The 23,681-nt window shown below is 61.1% G+C and carries 24 protein-coding genes and 6 tRNA genes; 1 reads left to right on the forward strand and 29 read right to left on the reverse strand.

The genetic code is table 11. The features are described 5' to 3' along the window. Nucleotides 1–9: 9 nt before the first annotated feature. The 29 genes from GCN74_RS19640 to GCN74_RS19780 form a co-directional block, all read right to left on the reverse strand. Nucleotides 10–1,497 carry a SulP family inorganic anion transporter gene (locus GCN74_RS19640; RefSeq protein WP_152258232.1) on the reverse strand — a complete coding sequence of 496 codons (1,488 nt, stop codon included), beginning with the start codon at nucleotides 1,495–1,497 and terminating at the stop codon, nucleotides 10–12. A gap of 266 nt (nucleotides 1,498–1,763) precedes the next feature. Then, nucleotides 1,764–1,837, reverse strand: a tRNA-Cys gene (locus tag GCN74_RS19645). Between the two features lie 42 nt (nucleotides 1,838–1,879). After that, a tRNA-Gly gene (locus tag GCN74_RS19650) sits at nucleotides 1,880–1,955 on the reverse strand. A gap of 90 nt (nucleotides 1,956–2,045) precedes the next feature. Beyond that, a tRNA-Gly gene (locus tag GCN74_RS19655) sits at nucleotides 2,046–2,121 on the reverse strand. A gap of 56 nt (nucleotides 2,122–2,177) precedes the next feature. Further along, a tRNA-Gly gene (locus tag GCN74_RS19660) sits at nucleotides 2,178–2,253 on the reverse strand. Between the two features lie 72 nt (nucleotides 2,254–2,325). Beyond that, nucleotides 2,326–2,401 (reverse strand) — tRNA-Gly (locus GCN74_RS19665). Between the two features lie 92 nt (nucleotides 2,402–2,493). After that, nucleotides 2,494–2,569 (reverse strand) — tRNA-Gly (locus tag GCN74_RS19670). 105 nt (nucleotides 2,570–2,674) lie between these two features. Further along, nucleotides 2,675–3,259, reverse strand: a complete 585-nt coding sequence (gene pgsA, locus GCN74_RS19675; RefSeq protein WP_076566649.1) for a CDP-diacylglycerol--glycerol-3-phosphate 3-phosphatidyltransferase — start codon at nucleotides 3,257–3,259, stop codon at nucleotides 2,675–2,677. A gap of 127 nt (nucleotides 3,260–3,386) precedes the next feature. Then, entirely contained in the window at nucleotides 3,387–5,267 is a 1,881-nt protein-coding gene (gene uvrC, locus GCN74_RS19680) for an excinuclease ABC subunit UvrC (RefSeq protein ID WP_152258233.1), read from the reverse strand. Nucleotides 5,268–5,360: 93 nt separating this feature from the next. Then, nucleotides 5,361–5,756 carry a holo-ACP synthase gene (gene acpS / locus GCN74_RS19685; RefSeq protein ID WP_152258234.1) on the reverse strand — a complete coding sequence of 132 codons (396 nt, stop codon included), beginning with the start codon at nucleotides 5,754–5,756 and terminating at the stop codon, nucleotides 5,361–5,363. Between the two features lie 22 nt (nucleotides 5,757–5,778). Next, on the reverse strand, nucleotides 5,779–6,540 hold the full coding sequence (pdxJ, locus tag GCN74_RS19690; RefSeq protein WP_152258235.1) for a pyridoxine 5'-phosphate synthase: 762 nt from the start codon (nucleotides 6,538–6,540) through the stop codon (nucleotides 5,779–5,781). 42 nt (nucleotides 6,541–6,582) lie between these two features. Next, nucleotides 6,583–7,419 (reverse strand): DNA repair protein RecO, encoded by an 837-nt coding sequence (gene recO, locus GCN74_RS19695; RefSeq protein WP_152258236.1) that lies wholly within the window; start codon nucleotides 7,417–7,419, stop codon nucleotides 6,583–6,585. 28 nt (nucleotides 7,420–7,447) lie between these two features. Continuing rightward, nucleotides 7,448–8,350 carry a GTPase Era gene (gene era, locus GCN74_RS19700; RefSeq protein ID WP_076566641.1) on the reverse strand — a complete coding sequence of 301 codons (903 nt, stop codon included), beginning with the start codon at nucleotides 8,348–8,350 and terminating at the stop codon, nucleotides 7,448–7,450. Between the two features lies 1 nt (nucleotide 8,351). Then, on the reverse strand, nucleotides 8,352–9,167 hold the full coding sequence (gene rnc / locus GCN74_RS19705; RefSeq protein ID WP_034749615.1) for a ribonuclease III: 816 nt from the start codon (nucleotides 9,165–9,167) through the stop codon (nucleotides 8,352–8,354). A 73-nt stretch (nucleotides 9,168–9,240) separates the two neighbouring features. Further along, the gene (gene lepB / locus GCN74_RS19710; RefSeq protein WP_152258237.1) at nucleotides 9,241–10,158 is read right to left on the reverse strand and encodes a signal peptidase I; all 918 of its coding nucleotides are present in this window, start codon (nucleotides 10,156–10,158) and stop codon (nucleotides 9,241–9,243) included. Beyond that, a complete protein-coding gene (lepA, locus tag GCN74_RS19715; protein WP_152258238.1) occupies nucleotides 10,155–11,948 on the reverse strand; it encodes a translation elongation factor 4 in 1,794 nt (597 codons plus the stop codon). Before lepA ends, lepB begins: the two co-directional genes overlap by 4 nt. A 315-nt stretch (nucleotides 11,949–12,263) precedes the next feature. Beyond that, nucleotides 12,264–12,509 (reverse strand): glutaredoxin family protein, encoded by a 246-nt coding sequence (locus tag GCN74_RS19720; RefSeq protein WP_152258239.1) that lies wholly within the window; start codon nucleotides 12,507–12,509, stop codon nucleotides 12,264–12,266. Between the two features lie 55 nt (nucleotides 12,510–12,564). Next, the gene (locus GCN74_RS19725; RefSeq protein WP_152258240.1) at nucleotides 12,565–14,061 is read right to left on the reverse strand and encodes a DegQ family serine endoprotease; all 1,497 of its coding nucleotides are present in this window, start codon (nucleotides 14,059–14,061) and stop codon (nucleotides 12,565–12,567) included. Nucleotides 14,062–14,304: 243 nt separating this feature from the next. Beyond that, the gene (locus tag GCN74_RS19730) at nucleotides 14,305–14,640 is read right to left on the reverse strand and encodes a sigma-E factor negative regulatory protein (protein ID WP_152258241.1); all 336 of its coding nucleotides are present in this window, start codon (nucleotides 14,638–14,640) and stop codon (nucleotides 14,305–14,307) included. A 72-nt stretch (nucleotides 14,641–14,712) separates the two neighbouring features. Next, entirely contained in the window at nucleotides 14,713–15,315 is a 603-nt protein-coding gene (rpoE, locus tag GCN74_RS19735) for an RNA polymerase sigma factor RpoE (RefSeq protein WP_083286994.1), read from the reverse strand. An 87-nt stretch (nucleotides 15,316–15,402) separates the two neighbouring features. After that, nucleotides 15,403–15,933, reverse strand: a complete 531-nt coding sequence (locus GCN74_RS19740) for a hypothetical protein (RefSeq protein WP_152258242.1) — start codon at nucleotides 15,931–15,933, stop codon at nucleotides 15,403–15,405. 129 nt (nucleotides 15,934–16,062) lie between these two features. After that, entirely contained in the window at nucleotides 16,063–17,313 is a 1,251-nt protein-coding gene (gene fabF / locus GCN74_RS19745; RefSeq protein ID WP_152258243.1) for a beta-ketoacyl-ACP synthase II, read from the reverse strand. A 29-nt stretch (nucleotides 17,314–17,342) separates the two neighbouring features. Continuing rightward, on the reverse strand, nucleotides 17,343–17,582 hold the full coding sequence (acpP, locus tag GCN74_RS19750) for an acyl carrier protein (protein WP_152258244.1): 240 nt from the start codon (nucleotides 17,580–17,582) through the stop codon (nucleotides 17,343–17,345). Between the two features lie 178 nt (nucleotides 17,583–17,760). Continuing rightward, nucleotides 17,761–18,504, reverse strand: coding sequence for a 3-oxoacyl-ACP reductase FabG (gene fabG, locus GCN74_RS19755; RefSeq protein WP_086147473.1), 744 nt, complete (start codon nucleotides 18,502–18,504; stop codon nucleotides 17,761–17,763). 49 nt (nucleotides 18,505–18,553) lie between these two features. Then, nucleotides 18,554–19,495, reverse strand: coding sequence for an ACP S-malonyltransferase (gene fabD, locus GCN74_RS19760; RefSeq protein WP_152258245.1), 942 nt, complete (start codon nucleotides 19,493–19,495; stop codon nucleotides 18,554–18,556). 32 nt (nucleotides 19,496–19,527) lie between these two features. Further along, nucleotides 19,528–20,526, reverse strand: a complete 999-nt coding sequence (locus tag GCN74_RS19765; RefSeq protein WP_152258246.1) for a beta-ketoacyl-ACP synthase III — start codon at nucleotides 20,524–20,526, stop codon at nucleotides 19,528–19,530. A 15-nt stretch (nucleotides 20,527–20,541) separates the two neighbouring features. Further along, nucleotides 20,542–21,609, reverse strand: a complete 1,068-nt coding sequence (gene plsX / locus GCN74_RS19770) for a phosphate acyltransferase PlsX (RefSeq protein ID WP_152258247.1) — start codon at nucleotides 21,607–21,609, stop codon at nucleotides 20,542–20,544. A gap of 210 nt (nucleotides 21,610–21,819) precedes the next feature. After that, nucleotides 21,820–22,002 (reverse strand): 50S ribosomal protein L32, encoded by a 183-nt coding sequence (rpmF, locus tag GCN74_RS19775; RefSeq protein WP_034749653.1) that lies wholly within the window; start codon nucleotides 22,000–22,002, stop codon nucleotides 21,820–21,822. Nucleotides 22,003–22,337: 335 nt separating this feature from the next. Next, nucleotides 22,338–22,835: a YceD family protein gene (locus tag GCN74_RS19780; protein WP_099667258.1), complete on the reverse strand. Its 498-nt coding sequence runs from the start codon at nucleotides 22,833–22,835 to the stop codon at nucleotides 22,338–22,340. Between the two features lie 223 nt (nucleotides 22,836–23,058). Here GCN74_RS19780 and GCN74_RS19785 point away from each other — a divergent pair, with 223 nt between their 5' ends. Beyond that, complete coding sequence (locus tag GCN74_RS19785) at nucleotides 23,059–23,667, forward strand: Maf-like protein (RefSeq protein WP_152258248.1); 609 nt, start codon at nucleotides 23,059–23,061, stop codon at nucleotides 23,665–23,667. Nucleotides 23,668–23,681: the final 14 nt, after the last annotated feature.

The raw sequence follows: 23,681 nt of genomic DNA on the forward strand, positions 1-23,681 counted from the left end.
CTGCATATTTTACGCCACGCGCACGTCCACGCCCGCGCGCTGCAGCAGGGCCTGGCTGCGGCCGGACAGATGCATCACCTGCAAATGCTTGCCCGCCCTTGCATAGCGGTCATACAGCGCCTCGATGGCGGCGATGGCCGAGTGATCGGCCAGGTGCAGGTGGCGGCAATCGAGGATGACGCGGGCCGGATCGGCAGCCGGCTGGAACAGTTCCTGGAAATGCGCGGCCGAGGCAAAAAACAGGGTACCGTGCGGCAGGTAGACGCGCACGCCCGGCGTGCCGTCGTCCGTCTCGGCGCGCATGTCGCGCGCATGTTGCCAGGCAAAATTCAAGGCGGCAATGACGATGCCGCACAGCACGGCCATCGCCAGGTCCGTGAACACCGTGATCACCGTCACGGCCACGATCACCAGCGCATCCTGCAGCGGCACCTTGCCCAGCACGCGCAGGGAACCCCAGGCAAACGTCTGCTGCGCCACCACGAACATCACGCCCACGAGGGCGGCCAGGGGAATACGCTCGATCAGCGGCGACACGAACAGGATGAACAATAAAATCATCACGCCCGCCGTCACGCCGGACAGGCGCGAGCGCCCGCCCGAACTCAGGTTGATCATGGTCTGCCCGATCATGGCGCAGCCGCCCATGCCGCCAAACAGGCCCGAGACGACGTTGGCCGCGCCCAGCGCAAGGCATTCGCGGTTCGGCTGGCCCCGCGTTTCCGTCATCTCGTCCGTGAGATTAAAGGTGAGCAAGGTTTCCAGCAGCCCCACCATGGCCATCAGCGCCGCGTACGGGAAGATGATGTGCAAGGTGGCCATGTCCAGCGGCACGGTGGGGAAATGCAGGGACGGCAAGCCGCCCGCGATGTGCGCCAGGTCGCCCAGGGTGCGCGTGGGCAGCTGCAGGAAATGGCTGAGCACGCCCACGCCGAGGATGGCCACCAGCGCGGGCGGCACGGCACGCGTAATGCGCGGCAGCACGTAGACGATGGCCATCGTCAGGGCCACCAGCCCCGCCATCACGAGCAAGGGCGTGCCTTGCAGCCAGGTCTCACCTTGCGGCGTAGCCTGGCGGAAATGCTCCAGCTGGGCCATGGCAATGACGATGGCCAGGCCATTCACAAAGCCCAGCATCACGGGATGGGGCACCATGCGGATCAGTTTTCCCAGGCGCAAGATGCCGAACAGGGCCATCAATATGCCGCTGAGCACCACGGTGGCCAGCAGGTACTGCACGCCATGCCGGGCCACCAGCGCCACGATGACGACGGCCATGGAGCCGGCGGCGCCCGAAATCATGCCGGGACGCCCGCCGAAGATGGCCGTCAACGCACAGATGATGAAGGCGCCATACAGGCCCATCAGGGGATTGAGTTGCGCCACCAGGGCAAAGGCGATGCACTCGGGCACCAGAGCGAACGAGGTGGTCAATCCCGCCAGGACATTTTTTTGCAGATTCGAGTACCACTCTTCTCGAAAAGTTGTGTTGATCATTGAGTCAAATCCAGGTTCGGAACGGAAAAATGCAGGCCTGCGCGAGCAGCATCAGGCGCAGCCATGCCGGCGGACTCCACAGGAAAGCCGCGCGTGTCTGACGGAGAGGGAAACTCGGCAATGACTACATGGGTATGGCGGAAAGGGGAGGATCGATCAGCGCACCGGGTAACGCGGCTGAGCCTGCGGGCATTATACAAGATGCACAGCCGGCGAAAACGCGGACAAAAAAATAGCCCGCTGGAGAGCGGGCTATTTTTTTCATCTGGAGGCGAGGACGGGAATCGAACCCGTCTAAACGGCTTTGCAGGCCGCTGCATAACCTCTTTGCTACCTCGCCAGAGGAACTGCTCGGATGCGCCTTGCGGCCCACCTTGAAAACTGGAGCGGGAGAAGAGTCTCGAACTCTCGACCTCAACCTTGGCAAGGTTGCGCTCTACCAACTGAGCTACTCCCGCATTGGAGCTTGGTTACTGCTTAATCGCGCCGTGCCAACTGCGTTACGGCGGATAAAAAAAGGAAGCCAGCTTAGCTTCCCTTTAGAATTCTGGAGCGGGAGAAGAGTCTCGAACTCTCGACCTCAACCTTGGCAAGGTTGCGCTCTACCAACTGAGCTACTCCCGCATTGGAGCTTCTATTTTCTGCTACTGCCATCTTGCTTGACTGCTGCCAGCTTGCGCTGGAGCGGGAGAAGAGTCTCGAACTCTCGACCTCAACCTTGGCAAGGTTGCGCTCTACCAACTGAGCTACTCCCGCATTTCGAACCGCTATTTTACTGCCTTTTACTACCGTTTACCAGTGCTACTTTGCTGCTGATCCAGTACTCACTGGAGCGGGAGAAGAGTCTCGAACTCTCGACCTCAACCTTGGCAAGGTTGCGCTCTACCAACTGAGCTACTCCCGCAGTGGACAACATTGTATCAGAAGCTCTACTACATCGCCAGTACTACTTTTTGCTGCATTTGCTGTTTTTACCTATGACACGATCCAGAAAACTGGAGCGGGAGAAGAGTCTCGAACTCTCGACCTCAACCTTGGCAAGGTTGCGCTCTACCAACTGAGCTACTCCCGCGTCATCAACAACAGGCCAGCATTATAGAGGGATTACAGGGGCTGTCAACGGGCAATATCTGGTCTTTTGCAAAATATTCCGCATAAAGCAGCCGCCTGCCTATTCTTAGTGCAAATTTCCGGCCTTTTCCTTAATCAGCGGCCACGCCAGGCGCAGGTAATAGAACATCGACCACACCGTCAGCACGCAGGCGATCCACAGCAGGCGTTCGCCCCACACGTGGGTATCGATGGCGCCGAAGATCACCTCGTGGTACAGCAGCAGGGGGATGGCCGTCATTTGCGCGGCCGTCTTGATCTTGCCGATCGAGCTGACGGCCACCGATTTCGAAGCGCCGATCTGCGCCATCCATTCGCGCAGCGCGGAAATCGTGATCTCGCGGCCGATGATGATGAAGGCCAGCACGGCATTGACCCGGTCCAGCTGCACCAGCACCAGCAAGGCGCCCGCCACCATCAGCTTGTCGGCCACGGGGTCGAGGAAGGCGCCGAAGGCCGACGTCTGATTCCAGCGCCGCGCGAGAAAACCATCGAACCAGTCGGTCACGGCGGCGATGATGAAGACCAGGGTGGCGACGAGGTTCTGGTCGCCATGCAGCAGCATCGACGGCGGCAAGTAAAACACGCCGACGACGAGCGGGATCAGGGCCACGCGCAGCCAGGTCAGAAGGATGGGAATATTAAAAGGCATAAGGAAGCAATCGGCCGACGGGTAAATTGAACATGAAGAAAGCGTGAAGAAAGCGCCACTAGTCTACATGGCCCAGGGGTATTAGCCTAGTCCGGTTGCGGCAGCGCCGGACCAGGCCATCGATTCATCAGTGCAACTGCTTGTAAATCTCTTCTGCCAGCTGCGTGGAAATCCCCTCCACCGACATCAGGTCCTCGACGCTGGCATCGACCACGCCGCGCAAGCCGCCAAAGCGCGACAGCAGCTTCTGGCGGCGCTTGGCGCCGATGCCTTCGATTTCTTCCAGGCGCGACGTCTGGCGCGTCTTGGCGCGCTTGGCCCGCATGCCCGTGATGGCAAAGCGGTGCGCCTCGTCGCGGATTTGCGCGATCAGCATCAGCGCCGCCGATTCCTTGCCCAGCTCCTGCGCCGCGCGGCCATCGACGAACAGCAGGGTTTCCAGGCCCACCTTGCGCCCCTCCCCCTTGGCCACGCCGACAATCAAGCTGATATCGAGTCCCAGCTCGGCAAACACCTGGCGCGCCATTTCGATCTGTCCCTTGCCGCCGTCGATCAGCACCACGTCGGGCATCACGCCGTCGCCATTCGCCACCTTTTCATAGCGGCGCATCAGGACCTGGCGCATGGCCGCATAATCGTCGCCGGGCGTGATGTCGTTGATGTTGTAGCGCCGGTATTCGCCGTTCTGCATGGCGTGGTGGTGGAATACCACGCACGACGCCTGCGTCGCCTCGCCCTGCGTGTGGCTGATGTCGAAGCATTCCACGCGCAGGCTGTCGAGGTCTTCCGTTTCCAGGCGCAGCGCTTCGGCCAGCGCGCGCGTGCGCGACTGCTGCGAGCCCTGTTCCGACAGCAGGCGCGCCAGCGAAATTTCGGCGCCCTTCTGCGCCATTTCCAGCCACTGGCGGCGCTGCCCCTGCGGCTGGAAGATCAGGTTGATGCGGTGGCCGCACTGCTCCATCAGCGCCACCATCAGGGCTGGCTGGTCGAACTCGATATTCAGGATCAGGGTGCCGGGGATGAATTTTTCCGTGTAGTGCTGGGCCAGGAAGGCGGCCAGCACTTCCACCTCGATGGGCTCTTCGGCAATGGCCGCCGCATCGCTGAGCTGGCTGGGGAAGTAGGCGCGGTCGCCCAGGTGGCGCCCGCCGCGCACCATGGCCAGGTTGACGCAGGCGCGCCCGCCCTGCACCAGCACGGCGAGGATGTCCACGTCGGCGTCGCCCGTCGTTTCCATGCTCTGCTGGTGCAGCACGCGCGACAGCGAGGCGATCTGGTTGCGCACCACGACGGCCTGTTCGAATTTCAGCTCGGCGGCAAACGCGTGCATCTTCTTTTCCAGGTCCGCCAGCACTTCGCTCTGGCGCCCGCGCAGGAAGCGCGCCGCGTTTTCCACGTCGTGCCTGTAGTCTTCCTTGCTGATCAGGTCCACGCAGGGCGCGCTGCAGCGGCCGATCTGGTGCAGCAGGCAAGGCCGCGTGCGGTTCGCATACACGCTGTCCTCGCAGGTACGGATCAAAAACACCTTCTGCAGGACCTGCATCGATTCCTTGACGGCCCAGGAACTGGGGAACGGCCCGAAATACTGGTTTTTCTTGTCCACCGCGCCCCGGTAATACACCATGCGCGGCGCATCGCCATTGGTGATTTTCAGATACGGATACGACTTGTCGTCGCGGAACAGGATGTTGTAGCGGGGCTGCAGCGCCTTGATCAGGTTGTTTTCCAGGATCAGCGCTTCCGCCTCGCTGTGCGTGACGGTCGTTTCCAGGCGCGCGATGCGCTCGACCATCATGGCGATGCGGGGGCTGGCCAGGTTTTTCTGGAAGTAGCTGGAGACGCGCTTTTTCAGGTCGCGCGCCTTGCCGACGTACAGCACCTTGTCGGCGGCGTCGAAATAGCGGTACACGCCGGGCAAATTCGGCAGCTTGGCGACGGTCGCCAGCACCTGCGCGCGCGGGTCGGGTGGCGTTTCCGCGGAATTGAGATCGGGTATTGCTTCAGTCATTGCTGGCTCTTAAATGGGGTCAGACCCGCCGGGGGAATACGTCCCAATGGGACGCATTCCGATCGAAAAGACTGACCCCAGCAGTCGTCTGCATTACGGCGCTTGCTCCACAATCACAAACGCCACGGCATACTCTTCTTCATCGCTGATCGTCACCTGTGCGCTCAGGCGGTGCTGCTCCATGAACTCGGCCAGCACGCCGCTGCACACGATCATCGGCTTGCCGCTGGGGTGATTCAGCATCTGCGCTGCGGGCCAGGTCATCGGCATGCGCAGGCCCAGGCCGATGGCCTTGGAAAACGCCTCTTTTGCCGCAAAGCGCGTGGCGAGGAAGCGCACGCCGCGCACGGCGTTCTTGGCGCTGCGGGCGCGGAATTTTTCCATCTCCTGCGGCCCCAGTATCTTTTGCGCGAAACGCTCGCCGTGACGGGCCAGCGCCGCCTCGATGCGGGGAATCTTGCAGATATCGGTACCGATGCCGTAGATCATGCTGCCTCCTTCGTGCGCGCGTTTATGCCGTACGGGCCAGGCGCGTGGCCACCATGATGGCCTTCATTTCGCGCACGGCGTTTTCCCAGCCGACAAACACGGCGTGCGCGACGATGGCGTGACCAATGTTCAGTTCGGCAATATCGGGAATGGCGGCAATCGCCTGCACATTGGTGTAATGCAAGCCGTGGCCCGCATTGACTTTCAAGCCGCGGCCCACGCCGAACAGCACGCCCGCCTTGATGCGCTCCAGCTCGGCCAATTGCTCGGCGCCGTCCGTATCGGCATAACGGCCCGTGTGCAGCTCGATCACGGGCGCGCCGAGCTCGGCCGCGGCGGCAATCTGCTGCTCGTCCGCATCGATGAACAGGCTCACGCGGATGCCCTCGCCTTGCAGCTGCCGCACGGCCGCCTGCACTTCCTTGAAGTAGCGCACCACGTCCAGGCCACCCTCGGTCGTCACTTCCGTACGCTTCTCCGGCACCAGGCACACGTCCGCCGGCTTAATGCGGCAGGCGAAATCGATCATCTCGGCCGTCACGGCCGCTTCCAGGTTCATACGCGTGAGCAATTGCGGCGCGATGGCGATCACGTCCGCATCCTTGATGTGGCGGCGGTCTTCGCGCAAATGCAGGGTGATGGCGTCGGCGCCCGCCTGTTCGGCCAGCAGGGCCGCGCGGATCGGGTCCGGGTATGCGGTGCCGCGCGCATTGCGCAAGGTGGCCACGTGGTCGATATTGACGCCCAGGTCGATGACGGGGCCGGAAGGCTGCAAAAAGCTCATAGTGATGGTATCCGTAAAGTGCTGTCGCGCGGCACAGCGCCGCTACAGCTGCATTAAATCGATCAGTATCTGGCGCGTATTCAAGGTGGCGCCGCCCAGCTGATGGGCCAGCAAAAAACGCATCAGCAGCTTGCTTTGCGCCTGCGTGGCTCCGTCAAGATAATCTTCGCGCTCCATGTCGAGCAGGGTCTTGCCCGTGATCCGAGGCCAGGCGTCGGCAGCGCGCGCCGGACGCGGTCCCCGTTCCGGGTCGACCACGTACACCTGCCCCGCATCGACGGCCTGGCGCGTGGCCGTGCAGCGCGTCAGGTCGGCCGCCACGCCCGTTTCCTTGAGCAGCGCGCGCTCGAACTTGCGCAGCACGATGGGCGGCGGCTCATTGTGCGCCAGTTGATTCAAAGTGGCAACGTAGTGGTCGAACAGGACGGGGTGCGGGTCGTCGCGCGCCAGCAGTTTCACCAGCAGTTCGTTCAGATAGAAGCCGCACAGCAGCGCCGTCTTTTCTAGCGGCAACATGCCGCCCACCCATTCCGCGCCCGTCAGGATGCGCAGTTCGGATTTTCCCGTCCAGCCCGCCTGCAGGGGCTGGAAGGTCTGCAGCACGCCCCGCAACTGCGAATGGGGCCGCTTGGCGCCCTTGGCGACGAGCGCGATGCGGCCGTATTCGCGCGTAAACACGTCGACGATGAGGCTGGTTTCTTTATGGGGATAGCTGTGCAGCACGAAGGCGGGCTGGCCCGTGACCTTGCCGTCGCGCGCGGGCGGACGGCTGCGTCGGGGCGCGGCAGGGGGGGCGGCCGGCGGCGCGATGGCCGCCGGGGCGGGAACGACGATGGAGGCTGGCGCAGGATCGTGCAGCGCTGGCGTGGTGGTGCTCATGCGTGTGGTGTCGCCCCCGGGTTGCGGATTACTCGTAGCCGTAGGCGCGCAAGCCCGCCTCGTTGTCGGCCCAGCCCGATTTGACCTTGACCCAGATTTCCAGGTACACGGGACCGCCGAACAGTTTTTCCATGTCCAGGCGGGCCTGGGTGGAGACTTCCTTCAGGCGCGCGCCCTTGTTGCCGATAATCATGGACTTGTGCGTATCGCGTTCGACCAGGATGGCGGCAAACACGCGGCGCAGATCGCCCTCCTGCTCGAATTTCTCGATCAGCACGGTGCTCGTGTACGGCAGTTCGTCGCCCACGAAGCGGAACAGTTTTTCGCGCACGATTTCCGAGGCGAGGAATTTCTCGCTGCGGTCCGTGATGTCGTCCGGTCCAAAGATGGGCTGGTTTTCCGGCAAGAAGCGCTTGATCTCGTTCTGCAAGCCTTCCAGCTGGAAATGCAGCTTGGCCGAGACGGGCACGATGGCGGCGAAGTCGCGCATGGCGGCGATCTTTTGCGCGAACGGCAGCAGCACCGCCTTGTCCTTCACGCGGTCGGACTTGTTGATGACGAGGATGCACGGCACTTCCTTCGGCAGCAGGTCCATCACTTGCTGGTCGGCCGGGCCGAAAGTGCCCGCCTCGATCACGTACAGGATGACGTCCGAGGAAATCAGGGTGTTGGTGACGGTCTTGTTCAGTGTCTTGTTCAGGGCGTTCGAGTGGCGCGTCTGGAAGCCGGGCGTGTCGACATAGATGAACTGCGCGTCCGGCAAGGTCTGGATGCCCGTGATGCGGTGGCGCGTCGTTTGCGCCTTGCGCGAAGTGATGCTGACCTTCGCGCCGATCAGCACGTTCATCAGGGTCGATTTGCCCACGTTGGGGCGGCCCACGATGGCGATATAGCCACAGCGGAAGTTGTCGGGCATTTTGGTGGCTGTCATGCTAGTGTCGATTCTGTTTAGTGTGAGCGGCGATCGCCGGGGCAGCCGGGGCTTGCGCGTCGTCGCTCTGGATGGTGGCAATGCCGGCCAGCTTGAGCTGGGCGGCGCGCGGTTTGGGCTTGCGGCTGGCGGCTGGCGACTTCAACAGTGCCTGCTCGGCCACGTCCAGCGCCAGTTTGGCGGCGGCTTGCTCACCGGCGCGGCGGCTTCCGCCACGGCCGTAGACCTGGATGTTCAATTTCGGCACCAGGCATTCGATCTCGAATTCCTGGCTGTGGGCGGCGCCGTGGGTGGCCACCACGTTGTATTGTGGCAGCGAGATTTTCTTGCTTTGCAAAAACTCCTGCAGCAGGGTCTTGGCATCCTTGCCCAGGGTTTGCGGGTCGACCGAGTCGAGGATGGGAATGTAGAAGGCGCGGATCACCGTGCTGGCCGCATCGAAGCCCGTGTCGAGGAAAATCGCGCCCAGCAGGGCTTCCAGCGTATCGGCAAGAATGGACGGACGGCGGAAACCGCCCGACTTCAGTTCGCCTTCGCCCAGGCGCAGGAATTGCGACAATTCCAGCTTTTGCGCGATTTCATACAGCGACTGCTGCTTGACCAGGTTGGCGCGCAGGCGCGACAGGTCGCCCTCGTCGATGGACTTGAAGCGTTCGTACAGGATGGAGGCGACCACGCAGTTAAGGATGGAGTCGCCCAGGAATTCCAGCCGCTCATTATGCAAACTGCTGTGGCTACGATGCGTCAAGGCTTGCTGCAACAGGCCAGCATCCTGGAACGTATAGCCTAAACGGGTTTGCAATAGCTGAAGATTCATTGTTGTTTCTGTATCATCTGAGTAATTCGGCTGGCCGCCGCGCGGGGAGTCGGCGCGGCAGCCATAGGGCGGCTTAGTGTATGCCGCCCACGCGTTTCGGATTGCTGAAGTTCATCCACACCAGGAAAGCCTTGCCGACGATGTTCTCGTTCGGCACGAAGCCCCAGTAGCGGCTGTCCGCGCTGTTGTCGCGGTTATCGCCCATCATGAAGTAATTGCCTTGTGGCACCACGCACGTGAAACCGTCTTCGTTGTAGCTGCACGCATCCTTGTGGGGGAAATCCTTCACTTCGCGCAAGTTCAACGTGGGAGCAGGCTCGTCGTTGAGGATGCGGTGGCTCACGCCCGTCAGGTTTTCTTCCAGCTGCTTGTGATAAATGGTGCTTTCGTCATCGAGGTAGTCGTCCAGCGGGGTGTACTGCACTTCCTTGCCATTCACCGTCAAACGCTTGTTTTCATAGGTGATTTTATCACCGGGCACGCCGATCACACGCTTGATATAGTCTTGCGACATATCTTTCGGGTACTTGAACACCATCACGTCGCCGCGCTGCGGATCGTTGACTTCAATGATGCGCTTGTTAACGATAGGCAAACGAATGCCATAGGTGAACTTGTTGACCAGGATCAAATCGCCCACCAGCAAGGTTGGCACCATCGAGCTCGACGGGATCTTGAATGGCTCGTACAGGAACGAGCGCAGGCAGAACACGAGGGCGATGACGGGGAAGAAACTGCCCGAATACTCGACCCAGGTAGGCTGGCGCAACAGGGCTGCCTCGATGCTCGCGCGGCTGCCGCCCGCATCGGACTTGATGCCCTCGGCGGCCAGCTTGGACTGGCGCGCATCGAATTCGGCCAGGGCGCGGTCGGCCGCCTTGCGGCGCTGCTTGGACAGATAAAACACATCCAGGCACCAGACCAGGCCCGTCAACACCATCAGCACGAACAGGATTAAAGCGAAATTTCCTAAGATCACTTGCAGGTTCATTTATCGTCCACTTGTAAAATTGCCAGGAATGCTTCTTGCGGGATCTCCACGGAACCCACTTGCTTCATGCGTTTCTTGCCCGCCTTTTGTTTTTCCAGCAATTTCTTCTTGCGGCTGATGTCGCCGCCATAGCACTTGGCCAAGACGTTCTTGCGCAAGGCTTTTACGTTCTCGCGCGAAATGATGTTGGCGCCGATAGTGGCCTGGATGGCCACGTCGAACATCTGGCGCGGGATCAGCTCGCGCATCTTGGCGGCCACCTGGCGGCCACGGTACTGGCTGTTCGAACGGTGGACGATGATGGCCAGCGCGTCGACTTTTTCGCTGTTGATCAGCATGTCGACCTTGACCACGTCGGCCGCGCGGTATTCCTTGAACTCGTAATCCATCGAGGCATAGCCGCGCGACGTCGATTTCAGGCGGTCGAAGAAGTCCAGCACGATCTCGGCCATCGGCATTTCGTACACCAGCTTGACCTGGCGGCCGTGGTAGCTCATGTCCATCTGGATGCCGCGCTTGCCGATACACAGGGTGATCACGGAGCCCACGTATTCCTGCGGCATGTACAGATTGACCGTGACGATAGGCTCGCGCACTTCCTCGATGCGCGACGGATCGGGCATCTTCGATGGATTGTCGACGTTGATCATGGTGCCGTCGCGCTGGATCACTTCATACACCACGGTAGGCGCGGTGGTGATCAGGTCCATGTCGAATTCGCGCTCGAGGCGTTCCTGCACGATTTCCATGTGCAGCAAGCCCAGGAAGCCGCAGCGGAAGCCGAAGCCCAGCGCCTGCGACACTTCCGGCTCGTACATCAGGGCCGCGTCGTTCAGCTTCAGCTTTTCCAGCGAATCGCGCAGCGCGTCGTACTGGTTCGCTTCCACGGGGAACAGGCCGGCAAACACTTGCGGCTGCACTTCCTTGAAGCCGGGCAATGGCGCGGGGGCAGGACGGCTGGCCAGGGTGACGGTATCGCCCACCTTCGCGGCCTTGAGTTCCTTGATGCCGGCGATGATGAAGCCCACCTGGCCTGCCGACAATTGCGGCAACGATTGCGAACGGGGCGAAAACACGCCGATGTCTTCCACCAGCTGCACCGAATCGGTGGCCATCAGGCGGATCTTGTCCTTGGGTTTCAGGGTGCCGTTGACCACGCGCACCAGCATCACCACGCCCACGTATGGGTCGTACCACGAGTCGACGATCAGCGCCTGCAGCGGCGCATCGGGGTCCCCTTTCGGCGGCGGCACCTTGGCGATCAGCGACTCGAGCACGTCCTGCACGCCCAGGCCCGTCTTGGCCGAGCAATGCACGGCGTCGGCCGCGTCGATGCCGATCACGTCTTCGATCTCGGCAATGGCCGTCGGCGGGTCCGCGTTCGGCAAGTCGATCTTGTTCAGGACGGGTACCACTTCCACGCCCAGGTCCAGCGCCGTGTAGCAGTTGGCCACCGTTTGCGCTTCCACGCCTTGCGACGCGTCAACCACCAGCAGCGCGCCTTCGCAGGCGGACAGCGAACGCGATACTTCATAGCTGAAGTCGACGTGGCCCGGCGTATCGATCAGGTTCAGGTTGTAGATCTGGCCGTCGCGCGCCTTGTAGTGCAGAGCCGCCGTTTGCGCCTTGATGGTAATGCCGCGCTCGCGCTCCAGATCCATCGAATCGAGCACCTGCGCCTCCATCTCGCGGTCGGACAAGCCGCCGCACAATTGAATGATGCGGTCAGCCAGGGTCGATTTACCGTGGTCAATATGGGCGATGATGGAGAAGTTGCGTATGTTATTCATTAACTAATATATGTGCGAGTGACAACACTGCTTTAACAGGAATCAAGGGGATCATGTCCGGGCCAAACAGGGCCAAAACGGGGCGCCCCACTCATGATGAAAAAAGCGCTCCGAGCAGGACATCTGCATGCCCAGGCGAGCGCTTTTGAAGCGACAGAAGCTGCTGCCTCGGACAGTAGCTTTTTCGACCTCCCCATTTTACCGGATTTCAGAGCGGAAAGCCCGTCTTATGAGGGTGGCACGGAGGCAAGGCGACATTTTCAGCTGTTTTCAGCACCAGAATGGTGCAATGCAGTGTCAATATTGCTATTTAAGCTATGCCAGGCAGCGCCGCACAGCAGCCTCGTCCAGGAAATAATGGCAAAGCTCCGGCTGCGCCAGGTCGCCAAACAGCACGGGCACCAGTTCGTCGAAACGGGCCAGCAAGGTCGCATCGACGGAGTCGTCGATATCGATCACCTCCACCGTGAACGGCTTGTCAGGCGGCTGCAGCAGGAGCAAGGCGTCGAGCATGTCCTGGCAAAGGTGGCAGTAACTGCGGGAATAGAGGGTGAAGTGCATGAAGAAATGGGAGAAGCATCCCGGCCGACGCCGGGATGCAGATGGCATCAGAAACCTACTTGGCCGATGGACGCAGCGAAACGAACTGCGCCGTATCGCCACGGCGCACCAGCACGGCCGACGATTTCTTCGGATCGAGCTTGGCCACCAATGCGTTGAACTGCTTGGCATCCTTCACGGCAACATTATTCAATTGCAAGATCACATCGCCAGGCTGCAGGCCGGCCAGGGCCGCCACGCCATCGGCATCGTCGACCAGCACGCCCGCGTCGATCTTCAATTCCTGTTTCTTCGCCGCCGGCACGTCGCTGACCTTCAGGCCCAGCGCGTTGACGGCCTGCGCTTCCGGCTCCCTGGCACCCTTCTTGGCCGTCTTCTCGCCTTCCAGCTCGACCACGGTGACGGGAATATCCTGCTGTGCGCCCTTGCGCCACACGGTGACGGTGGACTTGCCGTTGACGGCGGCGCCGCCGACCAGGCGCGGCAGGTCGGATGAACGCTCGATGGCCGCGCCATTGAATTTCAGGATGATGTCGCCCGGCTTGATGCCCGCCTTGTCGGCCGGACCGCCCGGCTCCACCATCGACACTTGCGCGCCCTTGGCATTCGGCAAGCCCAGCGATTCCGCCACGTCCTTGCTCACTTCGCCGATCTGCACGCCGATGCGCCCGCGCACGACCTTGCCCGTCTTTTTCAGCTGCTCGCCCACGCGCATGGCTTCATCGATGGGCACGGCAAACGAGATGCCATTGTAGGCGCCGGACAAGGTGGCGATCTGCGAATTGATGCCGATCACCTCCCCCCGCATATTGATCAGCGGACCGCCCGAGTTGCCCGGGTTGACGGCCACGTCGCTCTGGATCAGCGGCAGGTAGTCGCCCGTGTCGCGGGACTTCGCGGAAATGATGCCGGCCGTCACCGTGTTTTCCAGGTTGAACGGCGAACCGATGGCGATCACCCACTCGCCCACGCGTATCTTGTCCGAGTCGCCGATGGTCAGGCGCGGCAGGTTGCCGCCCTCGATCTTCAGCAGCGCCACGTCGGTGCGCGCATCGGCGCCGATCACCTTGGCCTTGAATTCGCGCTTGTCCGTCAGCGTCACATATACCTCGTCGGCGCCGTCGACCACGTGGGCATTGCTCAGCACGTAACCATCGGCCGAGATGATGAAGCCGGAGCCCACGCCGCGCTGCACTTCCTGCTCCTGCGGCACGGCGCGGCGGCCGCCGCGCGGCGCCTGCTGGCGCGGCGTCGGCATGGCGCCGCCAAAGAAGCGGCGCAGGAATTCCTGCATTTCCTGCTCGTCCTGGCTGCCCGCGCCGCCGCCGCCCATCTTCAGGCGCTCGGTGGTGCGGATATTCACCACGGCCGGGCCCACGGCGTCGACCAGGTCGGAAAAATCAGGCAGCTTCACGGCCGCCACGGCGGCCTGCGCCTGTGGCGCCAGGCCCAGCATGGTCGGTGCGAAAAAGACGCCAGCCGTACCGAACAATAAGGCGGAAAGCGTCTTCACTGAAAACGACTTGCTGGCGGCACACATGTTTTTTTTCATGGAAAGGATCTTTTCGAGTAGATAAACGGATCAAAACACGGATCAGGCGATTGCCTGCGCGCATGATTGGCCGTCATGACGTAGCCTCAGGGGCAAACCCACCTGACGGCGCGCATGGCAAACAATGCAACAATATATCGCAAAAGCAAGATATTGCCTGCGCACAGTGTCAATCGTACCGAAGGCCAGTGTCAAGGGGGCGACGGGGAGGTTAAGCCTGGCATAAGATGGACAAGGCGCCAGCTAGCGCTGCGCCAGCGGCCCCGCCTCCAGCGGTTCGGTCATGCCCGGCGGCACGATGCTGGCGGCAAGCGGTGGCAGCGCTTCCGCATGGGTAGCGGACTCTTCGGGCGCCGGCTCCGCGGCCAGGCGGCTGGCCAGGCGCGCATCGAATTGCGCGCTCAGCGCATGGCCGTACTGCTCCGAGCGCAGCACGTCGCCGATATGGCGATAGGCATCCCAGGCTTGCCGCCCCGATGGCGTATCGAGGGCGGCAAAAGCCAGTTCGAGCTCGCCCGCCGCCAGCTCGCCATCGGCCAGGGCGGAAATAATCTCGTGCAATCGTGTGTGCGTATCCATAATGGGTCCTGCCATTTCAAGAAGATCGGTGCGGAAACCGGACGCAGCCATGCCAACCTCATATTCCCCAGATTACCAGCGCTTGTCAATCGGCATGTCCAGCAACGGTTTCAATTTTTCCGCAATCACCTCGCGCGCGCGGAAAATGCGGCTGCGCACGGTGCCGATGGGGCAGGCCATGATTTCCGATATCTCTTCATAGCTCAGGCCCTCGATCTCGCGCAGCACGATGGCCGTGCGCAACTCGATGGGCAGCACATCCATGGCAGCATTGACGGTGGCCGCAATCTGCTTGCTGGCTAGCACCGATTCGGGCGTATTGTTGTCGCGCAATTTATTGCCGTCATCGAAGGACTCCGCCTGCTCGGCATCGGCATCGCTGGACGTGGCGGCGCGCCGCCCCTGCGTGACGAGATAATTCTTGGCCGTATTGATGCCGATGCGATACAACCAGGTATAAAAGGCCGCATCGCCGCGAAAATGGCGCAGCGCCCGGTATGCCTTGATAAAGGTTTCCTGCACTACATCTTCGGCCTCCGCCGGATCGTGCACGAGGCGCGACACCAGGCGCATCAAGCGGCGCTGATATTTCGATACCAGCACATCGAATGCCCGTTTGTCGCCAGCCTGCACCCGCTCGACCAGTAACTGATCATACTCGCGCTCTGTCCTCACGCCCAATGTCCCTGTTGGCATGCAGCGTGGGCGCCTGTATGGATATAGAGTTGGCCCGCTGCAAGAAGTTCAGTGTTCGCCCCACTTTTATTCCTCCCCACTCCGCGCCGCGATGGCCCGGCAAGCCACGGCCAGCGGGCGGAAGGCGGCGCAACTGCTGCCACGCTGCGCCAGCACCTGCGTGCGCCGCCCGGCGGCATCAGCCAGGCACAGCACCAGCAGCGACGGCCACAAGGTCGAGCCCGGCAACAAACGCTGTCCCGGCCGCACCAGGGACAGCGGCCCGGCCCGCTCCGCCTGTCCGCTGGCGCCCGCCGCCGGCACCCCGCCATGCTCCAGATATACCGCCAGCCGCAGCTGCCCAACCGGCGAAATATCAAGCGCCTGCAGCTTTCTGCGCCAACGCAGCAAAGCCAGCAAAAACACGCCTCCAGCCGCGCTCAGCAAGGCACCGCTGCAGCCCAGCGCATAGCCTCCCACCAGCTGGCCAGGCACGGCCGCAGCGCGCCACGCGCCGCTCAAGGGCCAGGCAGCGAACACCGCACCCAGGCCCAGCGCCGCTTGCAGCAGGCGCAAACAGACAGGCGTGCGAATGACAGCCGCTACCGCGATCGACATAGGGCAAACTCAATGGGAAAAACATCAGGCGCGCCGGCACCATGCCGGGCAAATTCAGGCGCCAACGAACGTTGGCGCCGAATCAGCGCTCCTACGGTTTGACCGTAGCGAGCGCTTGAAAGTTCCTGCTTATTTCGCTTTACCGAAAATCAGCGTGCCATTCGTACCGCCGAAGCCGAACGAATTCTTCACTGCATAATCGATCTTCATATCACGCGCCGTATTGGCACAGAAATCGAGATCGCAAGCGGGATCCTGGTTGAAGATGTTGATGGTCGGTGGCGACACCTGATGGTGCAATGCCAGGACCGTAAACACCGCTTCCAGACCACCCGCGCCACCCAGCAAATGGCCCGTCATCGACTTGGTCGAGTTGACGACCAGATTCTTGACATGGTCACCGAAGGTGCGCTTGATACCCATCACTTCCGCCACGTCGCCTTGCGGGGTCGACGTGCCGTGCGCGTTCAGGTACTGGATCTGATCCGCGTTCAAGCCGGCGTTGTTGAGGGCCGCGATCACCGATTTGCTGCCGCCGCTACCATCTTCCAGCGGCGAGGTCATGTGATAAGCATCTGCGCTCATCCCGAAACCATGCACTTCGGCATAGATCTTGGCACCACGGGCCACCGCGTGCTCGTACTCTTCCAGCACCATGACGCCAGCGCCCTCGCCCAGCACGAAACCGTCGCGGTCGGCATCCCACGGACGCGATGCCGTTGCCGGATCGTCGTTGCGGGTCGACAAGGCACGCGCCGAAGCGAAACCGCCCAGGCCCAGCGGCGACACGGTCGATTCAGCACCGCCGGCAATCATGACGTCGGCATCGCCGTACTCGATCATGCGCGCGGCAGCGCCGATGCTGTGCAAACCGGTGGTACACGCCGTAACGATCGCCAGGTTCGGGCCCTTCAGACCATATTTGATCGAAAGGTTGCCAGAGATCATGTTAATGATCGAGGCAGGCACGAAAAATGGCGAGATACGGCGCGGACCGCGCTTTTCGTACTCGGACTTGGTTTCTTCGATCAGCGGCAAGCCGCCGATACCGGAACCGATGATCACGCCGATACGCTCGGCATTTTCCTCGGTCACTTCCAGGCCGGAGTCCTGGATCGCCTGGATGCCTGCAGCCATGCCGAAATGGATAAAGGTATCCATATGGCGGGCTTCTTTACCGGAGATGTACTCTTCGATATTGAAGCCTTTGACTTCACCGGCAAAATGCGTGGTGAATGGCTGCGCATCGAATTTGGTAATCGTGGCAATGCCGGATTTACCTTCGACGATTGCGCCCCACGCCTCGGCAATAGTATTGCCGACAGGTGAAACGCAGCCCAGGCCGGTGACAACAACACGACGGTTTTTAGAACGGCTCAAGCGATTCTCCTGAAGTCGGTCAGACAGGCTTAGGCCTTGACGTGTGCAGTGGCGTAGTCGATCGCCTGTTGCACGGTGGTGATTTTCTCAGCTTGTTCGTCAGGAATTTCCATTTCGAATTCGTCTTCCAGAGCCATCACCAGCTCCACGGTGTCCAGGGAATCGGCGCCCAGGTCGTCGACGAAGGAGGATCCGATTTTGATGTCTGCTTCTGCAACGCCCAGTTGCTCAGCGACGATTTTCTTAACGCGTTGTTCGATATCCGACATGTTATGGCTCCAAAGTGTGTGTTACGGAAAGTGCGCGCATTTTATCAGGTTTGCGCGTCCGAATACTAATTTCGGTGTCTGCTGCTAATTCGACCGAAGCTGCTGCTAAAAGATGCGATTATAGACAAAAACGGCCGTTGAATCATGCCACAAACGCCCGCCCCGTCTACCTTTCACATCAATTCATGTACATTCCGCCGTTCACGTGCAGGGTCGTGCCCGTAATATACGCCGCTTGCGGCGAGGCCAGAAAGGCCACGGCCGCTGCCACGTCTTCCGGTTTGCCCAGGCGGGACAGGGGAATTTGCGTCAACAGGGCCGCGTGCTGCTCTTCGCTCAGCGCCTTGGTCATGTCGGTATCGATGAAGCCCGGGGCAATGCAGTTCACGGTAATGTTGCGGCTGCCGATTTCGCGCGCCAGCGCGCGGCTCATGCCTTCCACGCCGGCCTTGGCCGCCGCGTAGTTCATTTGCCCCGGATTGCCCGACGAAGCCACTACCGAGGTGATATTAATGATACGCCCAGTTTTGGCTTTCATCATGCCGCGCAGTACGGCGCGCGACAGGCGGCCGACGGCCGACAGGTTGGTGGAAATGACGCTGTCCCACTCTTCATCCTTCATGCGCATGGCCAGCTGGTCTTGCGTGATGCCCGCATTGTTGACCAGGATAGACAGGCTGCCGTAGGCTTTCTGCACTTCGTCGACGACGGCCGCGCAGCGCGCCGCATCGGTCACGTTCAGGACCAGCCCCTTGCCCGCCACGCCTTCGGCGGCCAGGTAATCGGTGATCGCCTGCGCGCCGCTTTCCGAGGTGGCGGTGCCGACCACGGTGGCACCCTGCTTGCCCAGTTCGGTGGCGATGGCGCGGCCGATGCCGCGCGAAGCGCCCGTGACCAGCACGACTTGATTTGCTAAATTCATGAGTATCCTTAAGTGCAACCGCGGCAGCCAGGCTGCCGCAATCTGATGTTTATTTGAGCTGCGTCAAAATACGTTCCAGCGAAGCCTGGTCGACGATGGCGTCGCCCACCAGTGCAGGATCGATGCGCTTGGCCAGGCCCATCAGGACCTTGCCCGGACCGCATTCGATCACTTGCGTGATGCCGTCGGCAGCGACCTTCTGCATGGTTTCCACCCAGCGCACGGGACTGGCTGCCTGGCGCACCAGCGCATCCTTGATGCTGGCGACGTCGTTGACGATGGCCACGTCGACGTTATTGATCAGGGCGATTTGCGGCGCCGAGAAAGTCAGGCCGGCCATGTACTCGCGCAAGCGGTCCGATGCCGGCTTCAGCAGCGACGAGTGGAATGGCGCGGAGACGGGCAGCTTCATGGCGCGCTTGGCGCCCTTGGCCTTGGCCAGTTCGCAGGCGCGCTCGACCGCAGCCGTATGGCCGGCGATGACGACTTGCGCTGGCGCATTGAAATTGACGGGCTCGACCACCAGCGCCGGGTTTTCCGCCGCCGCTTCCGCACAGGCGGCGCGCACGTCGTCGTCCGACAGGCCCAGCACGACAGCCATCGTGCCCTGCCCGACGGGCACGGCTTCCTGCATGGCTTGCGCGCGGAAACGCACGAGCGGCACGGCATCCTTGAAGGGGATGACGCCGGCGGCAACCAGCGCCGAGTATTCGCCCAGGCTGTGGCCGGCGACGACCGTGGGCGTGGGGCCGCCCGCTGCCAGCCAGGCGCGGTAGAAGGCCACGGCCGCCGTCAGCATCACGGGTTGCGTGTTGGTGGTCAGGTCCAGCTCTTCCTTCGGACCTTCGGCAATCAGCTTGCCCAGGTCGAATTGCAGGGCGTCCGACGCTTCGGCCACGGTCTGCGCAACCACGGGGTTGCCGGCGAAACCGTCGAGCATCGCGATCGCTTGCGAGCCTTGGCCTGGGAAAACAAATGCAAATTGTGTCATGGTGACTCCGTTTTTTTAATAGTATTGCGGGATTACATGCGCGCCAGCACGGCGCCCCAGGTAAAGCCGCCGCCCACGCCTTCCATCATGACGTTGTCGCCCTTCTTGACGCGACCGTCGCGCACGGCGATATCGAGCGCCAGCGGAATCGAGGCGGCCGAGGTGTTGCCATGCTGGTCCACGGTGACGACCATCTTGTCCAGCGGCAAGCCGAGTTTCTTGGCCGTGCTGTTCATGATGCGGATGTTCGCCTGGTGCGGGATCAGCCAGTCGATCTGGTCCGAGGTCATGTTGGCATGTTCCAGCGCTTCGTGCGCGACTTTTTCCAGTACGGACACGGCCAGCTTGAACACGGCCGGGCCATCCATGTAGAGGAAGGCGCTGCCGTCGAGCGCGCCGCCAGCCAGGCTGCCCGGCACGCTGAGGATGTTCGAGTGGCGGCCGTCCGCGTGCAGCTTGGTGGCCAGGATGCCCGGCTCCTTTGACGCCGTCATGACGATGGCGCCGGCGCCGTCGCCGAACAGCACGCAGGTGCCGCGGTCGTCGAAATTGAGGATGCGCGAAAACACTTCGGCACCGATCACCAGCACGTTCTTGTGCATGCCCGACTGGATGAAACTGTCAGCCGTGGCCACCGCGTACACGAAGCCGCTGCACACAGCCTGCACGTCGACGGCGGCGCAGTTGTTGGTGATGCCCAGCTTGTTTTGCACGATGCAGGCGGTGCTGGGGAAGCTGCCGAAGAAATCGGGGGTCGAGCTGGCGACGATGATCAGGTCCAGGTCGTTGCCGTTCAGGCCTGCCATTTCCAGGGCCTTCCTGGCCGCTTCCACGCCCAGGTCCGAGGAATTCTGCGTCGGCGCCGCGTAATGGCGCGCCGAAATGCCGCTGCGCGACACGATCCATTCATCCGAGGTCTCGATGCCCTTGGCGGCGAGCTGTTCGGTCAAATCCTGGTTGGTGACGCGTTTCTCCGGCAGGTAGCTGCCGGTACCGATAATTTTGCTGTAGATTTTGCTAAAAACAGTCATGCAAGTACCCGTCCACTAAATGCTAGAGCTTGTTGATGTAGGTTCGTCCGGTACTGGCGTGCGCGGCATCAGCTCGGCGATCAGGCTGGCCAGGTGTGCTTGCACGTCATTTTTTGCCGCATCAAAGGCGCGGCGCAAGGCCCATTCGAAGGAATAGGCATCGGCGCTGCCATGGCTCTTGAAAACGAGGCCACGCAAGCCCAGCAGGCTGGCGCCGTTGTAACGCGAGGGGTTCAGGCGGTTGCCGATGGCCTTCAGGGCACCGCGGGCGATCAGCGCGCCCAGCATGCTGATCGGATTGCGCTTGAATTCGGAAGTGAGCACGTCCTTCATGAAACGCGCCAGGCCTTCGATGGCTTTCAGGGTGACGTTGCCGACAAAGCCGTCGCAGACGACGATATCGGTCGTGCCCTTGAAGATGTCGTTGCCTTCCACGTTGCCGTAGAAGTTCAGCGCGCCCCGCTCGTGGTCGGCCTGCAGCAGCTTCGAGGTGAGTTTCACCACTTCATTGCCCTTGATATCTTCCGTGCCCACGTTCAGCAAGCCGATCGTGGGACGTGCTATGCCTTCCATGGCGGAAACGAGCACGGACCCCATGATGGCGAACTGGTGCAGGTGATGCGGCTCGCAATCGACGTTGGCACCCAGGTCCAGCATGTAGGTGGGGCCGTTCTTCTGGTTCGGCAAGATGCTGCAGATGGCCGGGCGGTCGACGCCGGACATGGTTTTCAATACATAGCGCGACACGGCCATCAGGGCTGCCGTATTGCCGGCGGAAACGGAGGCTTGCGCCACGCCGTTCTTGACCTGTTCGATGGCCACGCGCATGGAGGAATCCTTCTTGCGGCGCAGGGCCACTTCCAGGGGATCGTCCATGGTAACTTGTTCGGAGGCATGCAGCACCGACAGGCGCGGATGCGTGTCGGCTTTATGTTTCTTCAGTTCGGCACGGATCACGTCTTCCAATCCAACAAGGATCAGTTCGGCTTCAGGCTCATGTTTTACGAAGGAAATTGCTGCGGGGATAGTGACTGAGGGACCGTGATCTCCGCCCATGCAGTCGATAGAAATTTTGATTGTCATTTGTGTTGATTCAATACCGCTGCGGGCGTGCGGCAAGATGTGAATCGGACTGGAGCATATGCAGGGCGCAGCATGTCATGCACAGACCTGGACAGCGTGATTCAAAATGACGGGTGTGCAAGATGAATTGCAGCCGATAAAAAAGAAGAAGCGGCGCCACGCCGAATAACCACGCAACACCGCTTTCATCTTACCCAACAAAAACGTCGATTACTCGTCGTTTTTGGTCTTCAACACTTTACGGCCACGATAGAAGCCGTTAGGGCTGATATGGTGACGCATGTGTGTTTCGCCGGTAACTGGCTCGACGCTCAATTGCGGCGCGACCAGGAAGTCGTGCGAACGGTGCATGCCGCGCTTGGATGGGGTTTTCTTGTTCTGTTGAACTGCCATGATGACTCCTAATACATAAGTTCTAAAATTTTAGCACAATCGATTAGCAAATACATGCGAATCGAGTATCCCAGCGGCAAAGACTACCCGAAAATAGCCCGGACCGACATCGTTTATTACAATTACATTTCACTACACTTGCCATACTCGATTACTACACGCGTTTGACACGTTCTCTAAGCGGAGCCTCACAAACCTACTGCGCGTCCCACTATCGCCTCGGCGGCGCTCAGTACTTCCGTACGCTTGCGCTACTCAAGACGATATTGGGCCGCTCGCTACGGTTTTTGAGGCCCCCTACAAACTACCACTACTACTTAACTTATTCTCTTAACTTATTCTGGCTTCAAGTCTTTCAGGGCCGCGAACGGCGACTTCTTTTCAGTCTTGAGAGCATCGAGCTGCGCCGTATCGGGGCAGACGTCGTGTTTGGGTACCTGCGGCAGGGCCAGCAAGGCTTCATCTTCGATCAGGGCCGCGGCATCCATGCTGCGGCTGCCGACGATCACGTCGATCGTTTCATCGTTGATGATTTCTTCGATCTCGTCCGCATGCTCATCATCCTTGCCCAGCATCAGAACAGTCGAAGAATCTATCGCGTAAGCATACGGAGTCAGGCAGCGCTGGCAAACCAGCTGAACGGTGCCGTTGACCGACAAGGTCAGCTGTGGGTAGCCCAGCTTGCTGGTGCCGCCGACGATCTTCCAGGCGATCTCGCCGGAATTATCTGCACAATCCTTGGTCAACCGGGTCATTTCAGCGACAGGAGTTACACCCTCGCGGCTCCCGCTGATACGACAAAAATCAAAGGCGTCGATCACAAAAGCATTCATTGGTAGAAAATTTCCCCGGAAAACCTGCGATAATAACAGGGTTTTTAGCACCGAGTCAAAGACTAAGCATCTTTTTTGACGCAATGATTGCCGTATTCGTGACAAATTCATCAACACCGTCATGCCGCATGGAGCCTCAGTTACGGACCCAGCGCCATGGAATTTGCGTGAAATTCCACTGACATCGACCCGCGCGGCCATGCCGGCCGCCATCCACTGCCGAATGATACCAACTTCCGCCCCATTGCGCTTGATTCTTGCATCGAGTTCGACCTACCGCAAGGAACTGCTGGAACGCCTGCGCCTGCCTTTCGAGGTGGCCGTGCCCGATCTCGACGAATGCCCCCTGCCAGGCGAAAGCCCCAGCGCCACGGCCCTGCGCCTGGCCCAGGCCAAGGCACAGGCCGTGCTCGACCGCCATCCTGGCAGCCTCGTCATCGGCTCCGACCAGGTCGCCACCCTCGATGGCGCGCAGATCGGCAAGCCGGGCAACCATACCAATGCCTTGCTGCAACTGCAAACCATGCGCGGGCGCCAGACCGTGTTCCACACGGCCCTGTGCCTGCTCGACGGACGCCAGTCGCCCGCCGTGGCGCAGGTGGAAGACATCCAGACCATCGTCAGCGTGCGCGACTTGCCCGATGCCGAGCTGGACGCCTACCTGCGCATCGAGCAGCCGTACGACTGCGCCGGCAGCGCCAAGAACGAAGGCCTGGGCATCGCCCTGCTCGAACGCATCGCCACCACCGACCCCACCGCCCTCACCGGCTTGCCGCTGATCGCCCTGACGGGCATGCTGCGCAAGGCGGGCGTGGCGTTTTTCACCCTTTAAATTTACCGACAATA

The sequence above is a fragment of the Janthinobacterium sp. FT14W genome, assembly GCF_009208755.1.
Taxonomy (GTDB): Bacteria; Pseudomonadota; Gammaproteobacteria; order Burkholderiales; family Burkholderiaceae_D; genus Janthinobacterium; species Janthinobacterium violaceinigrum.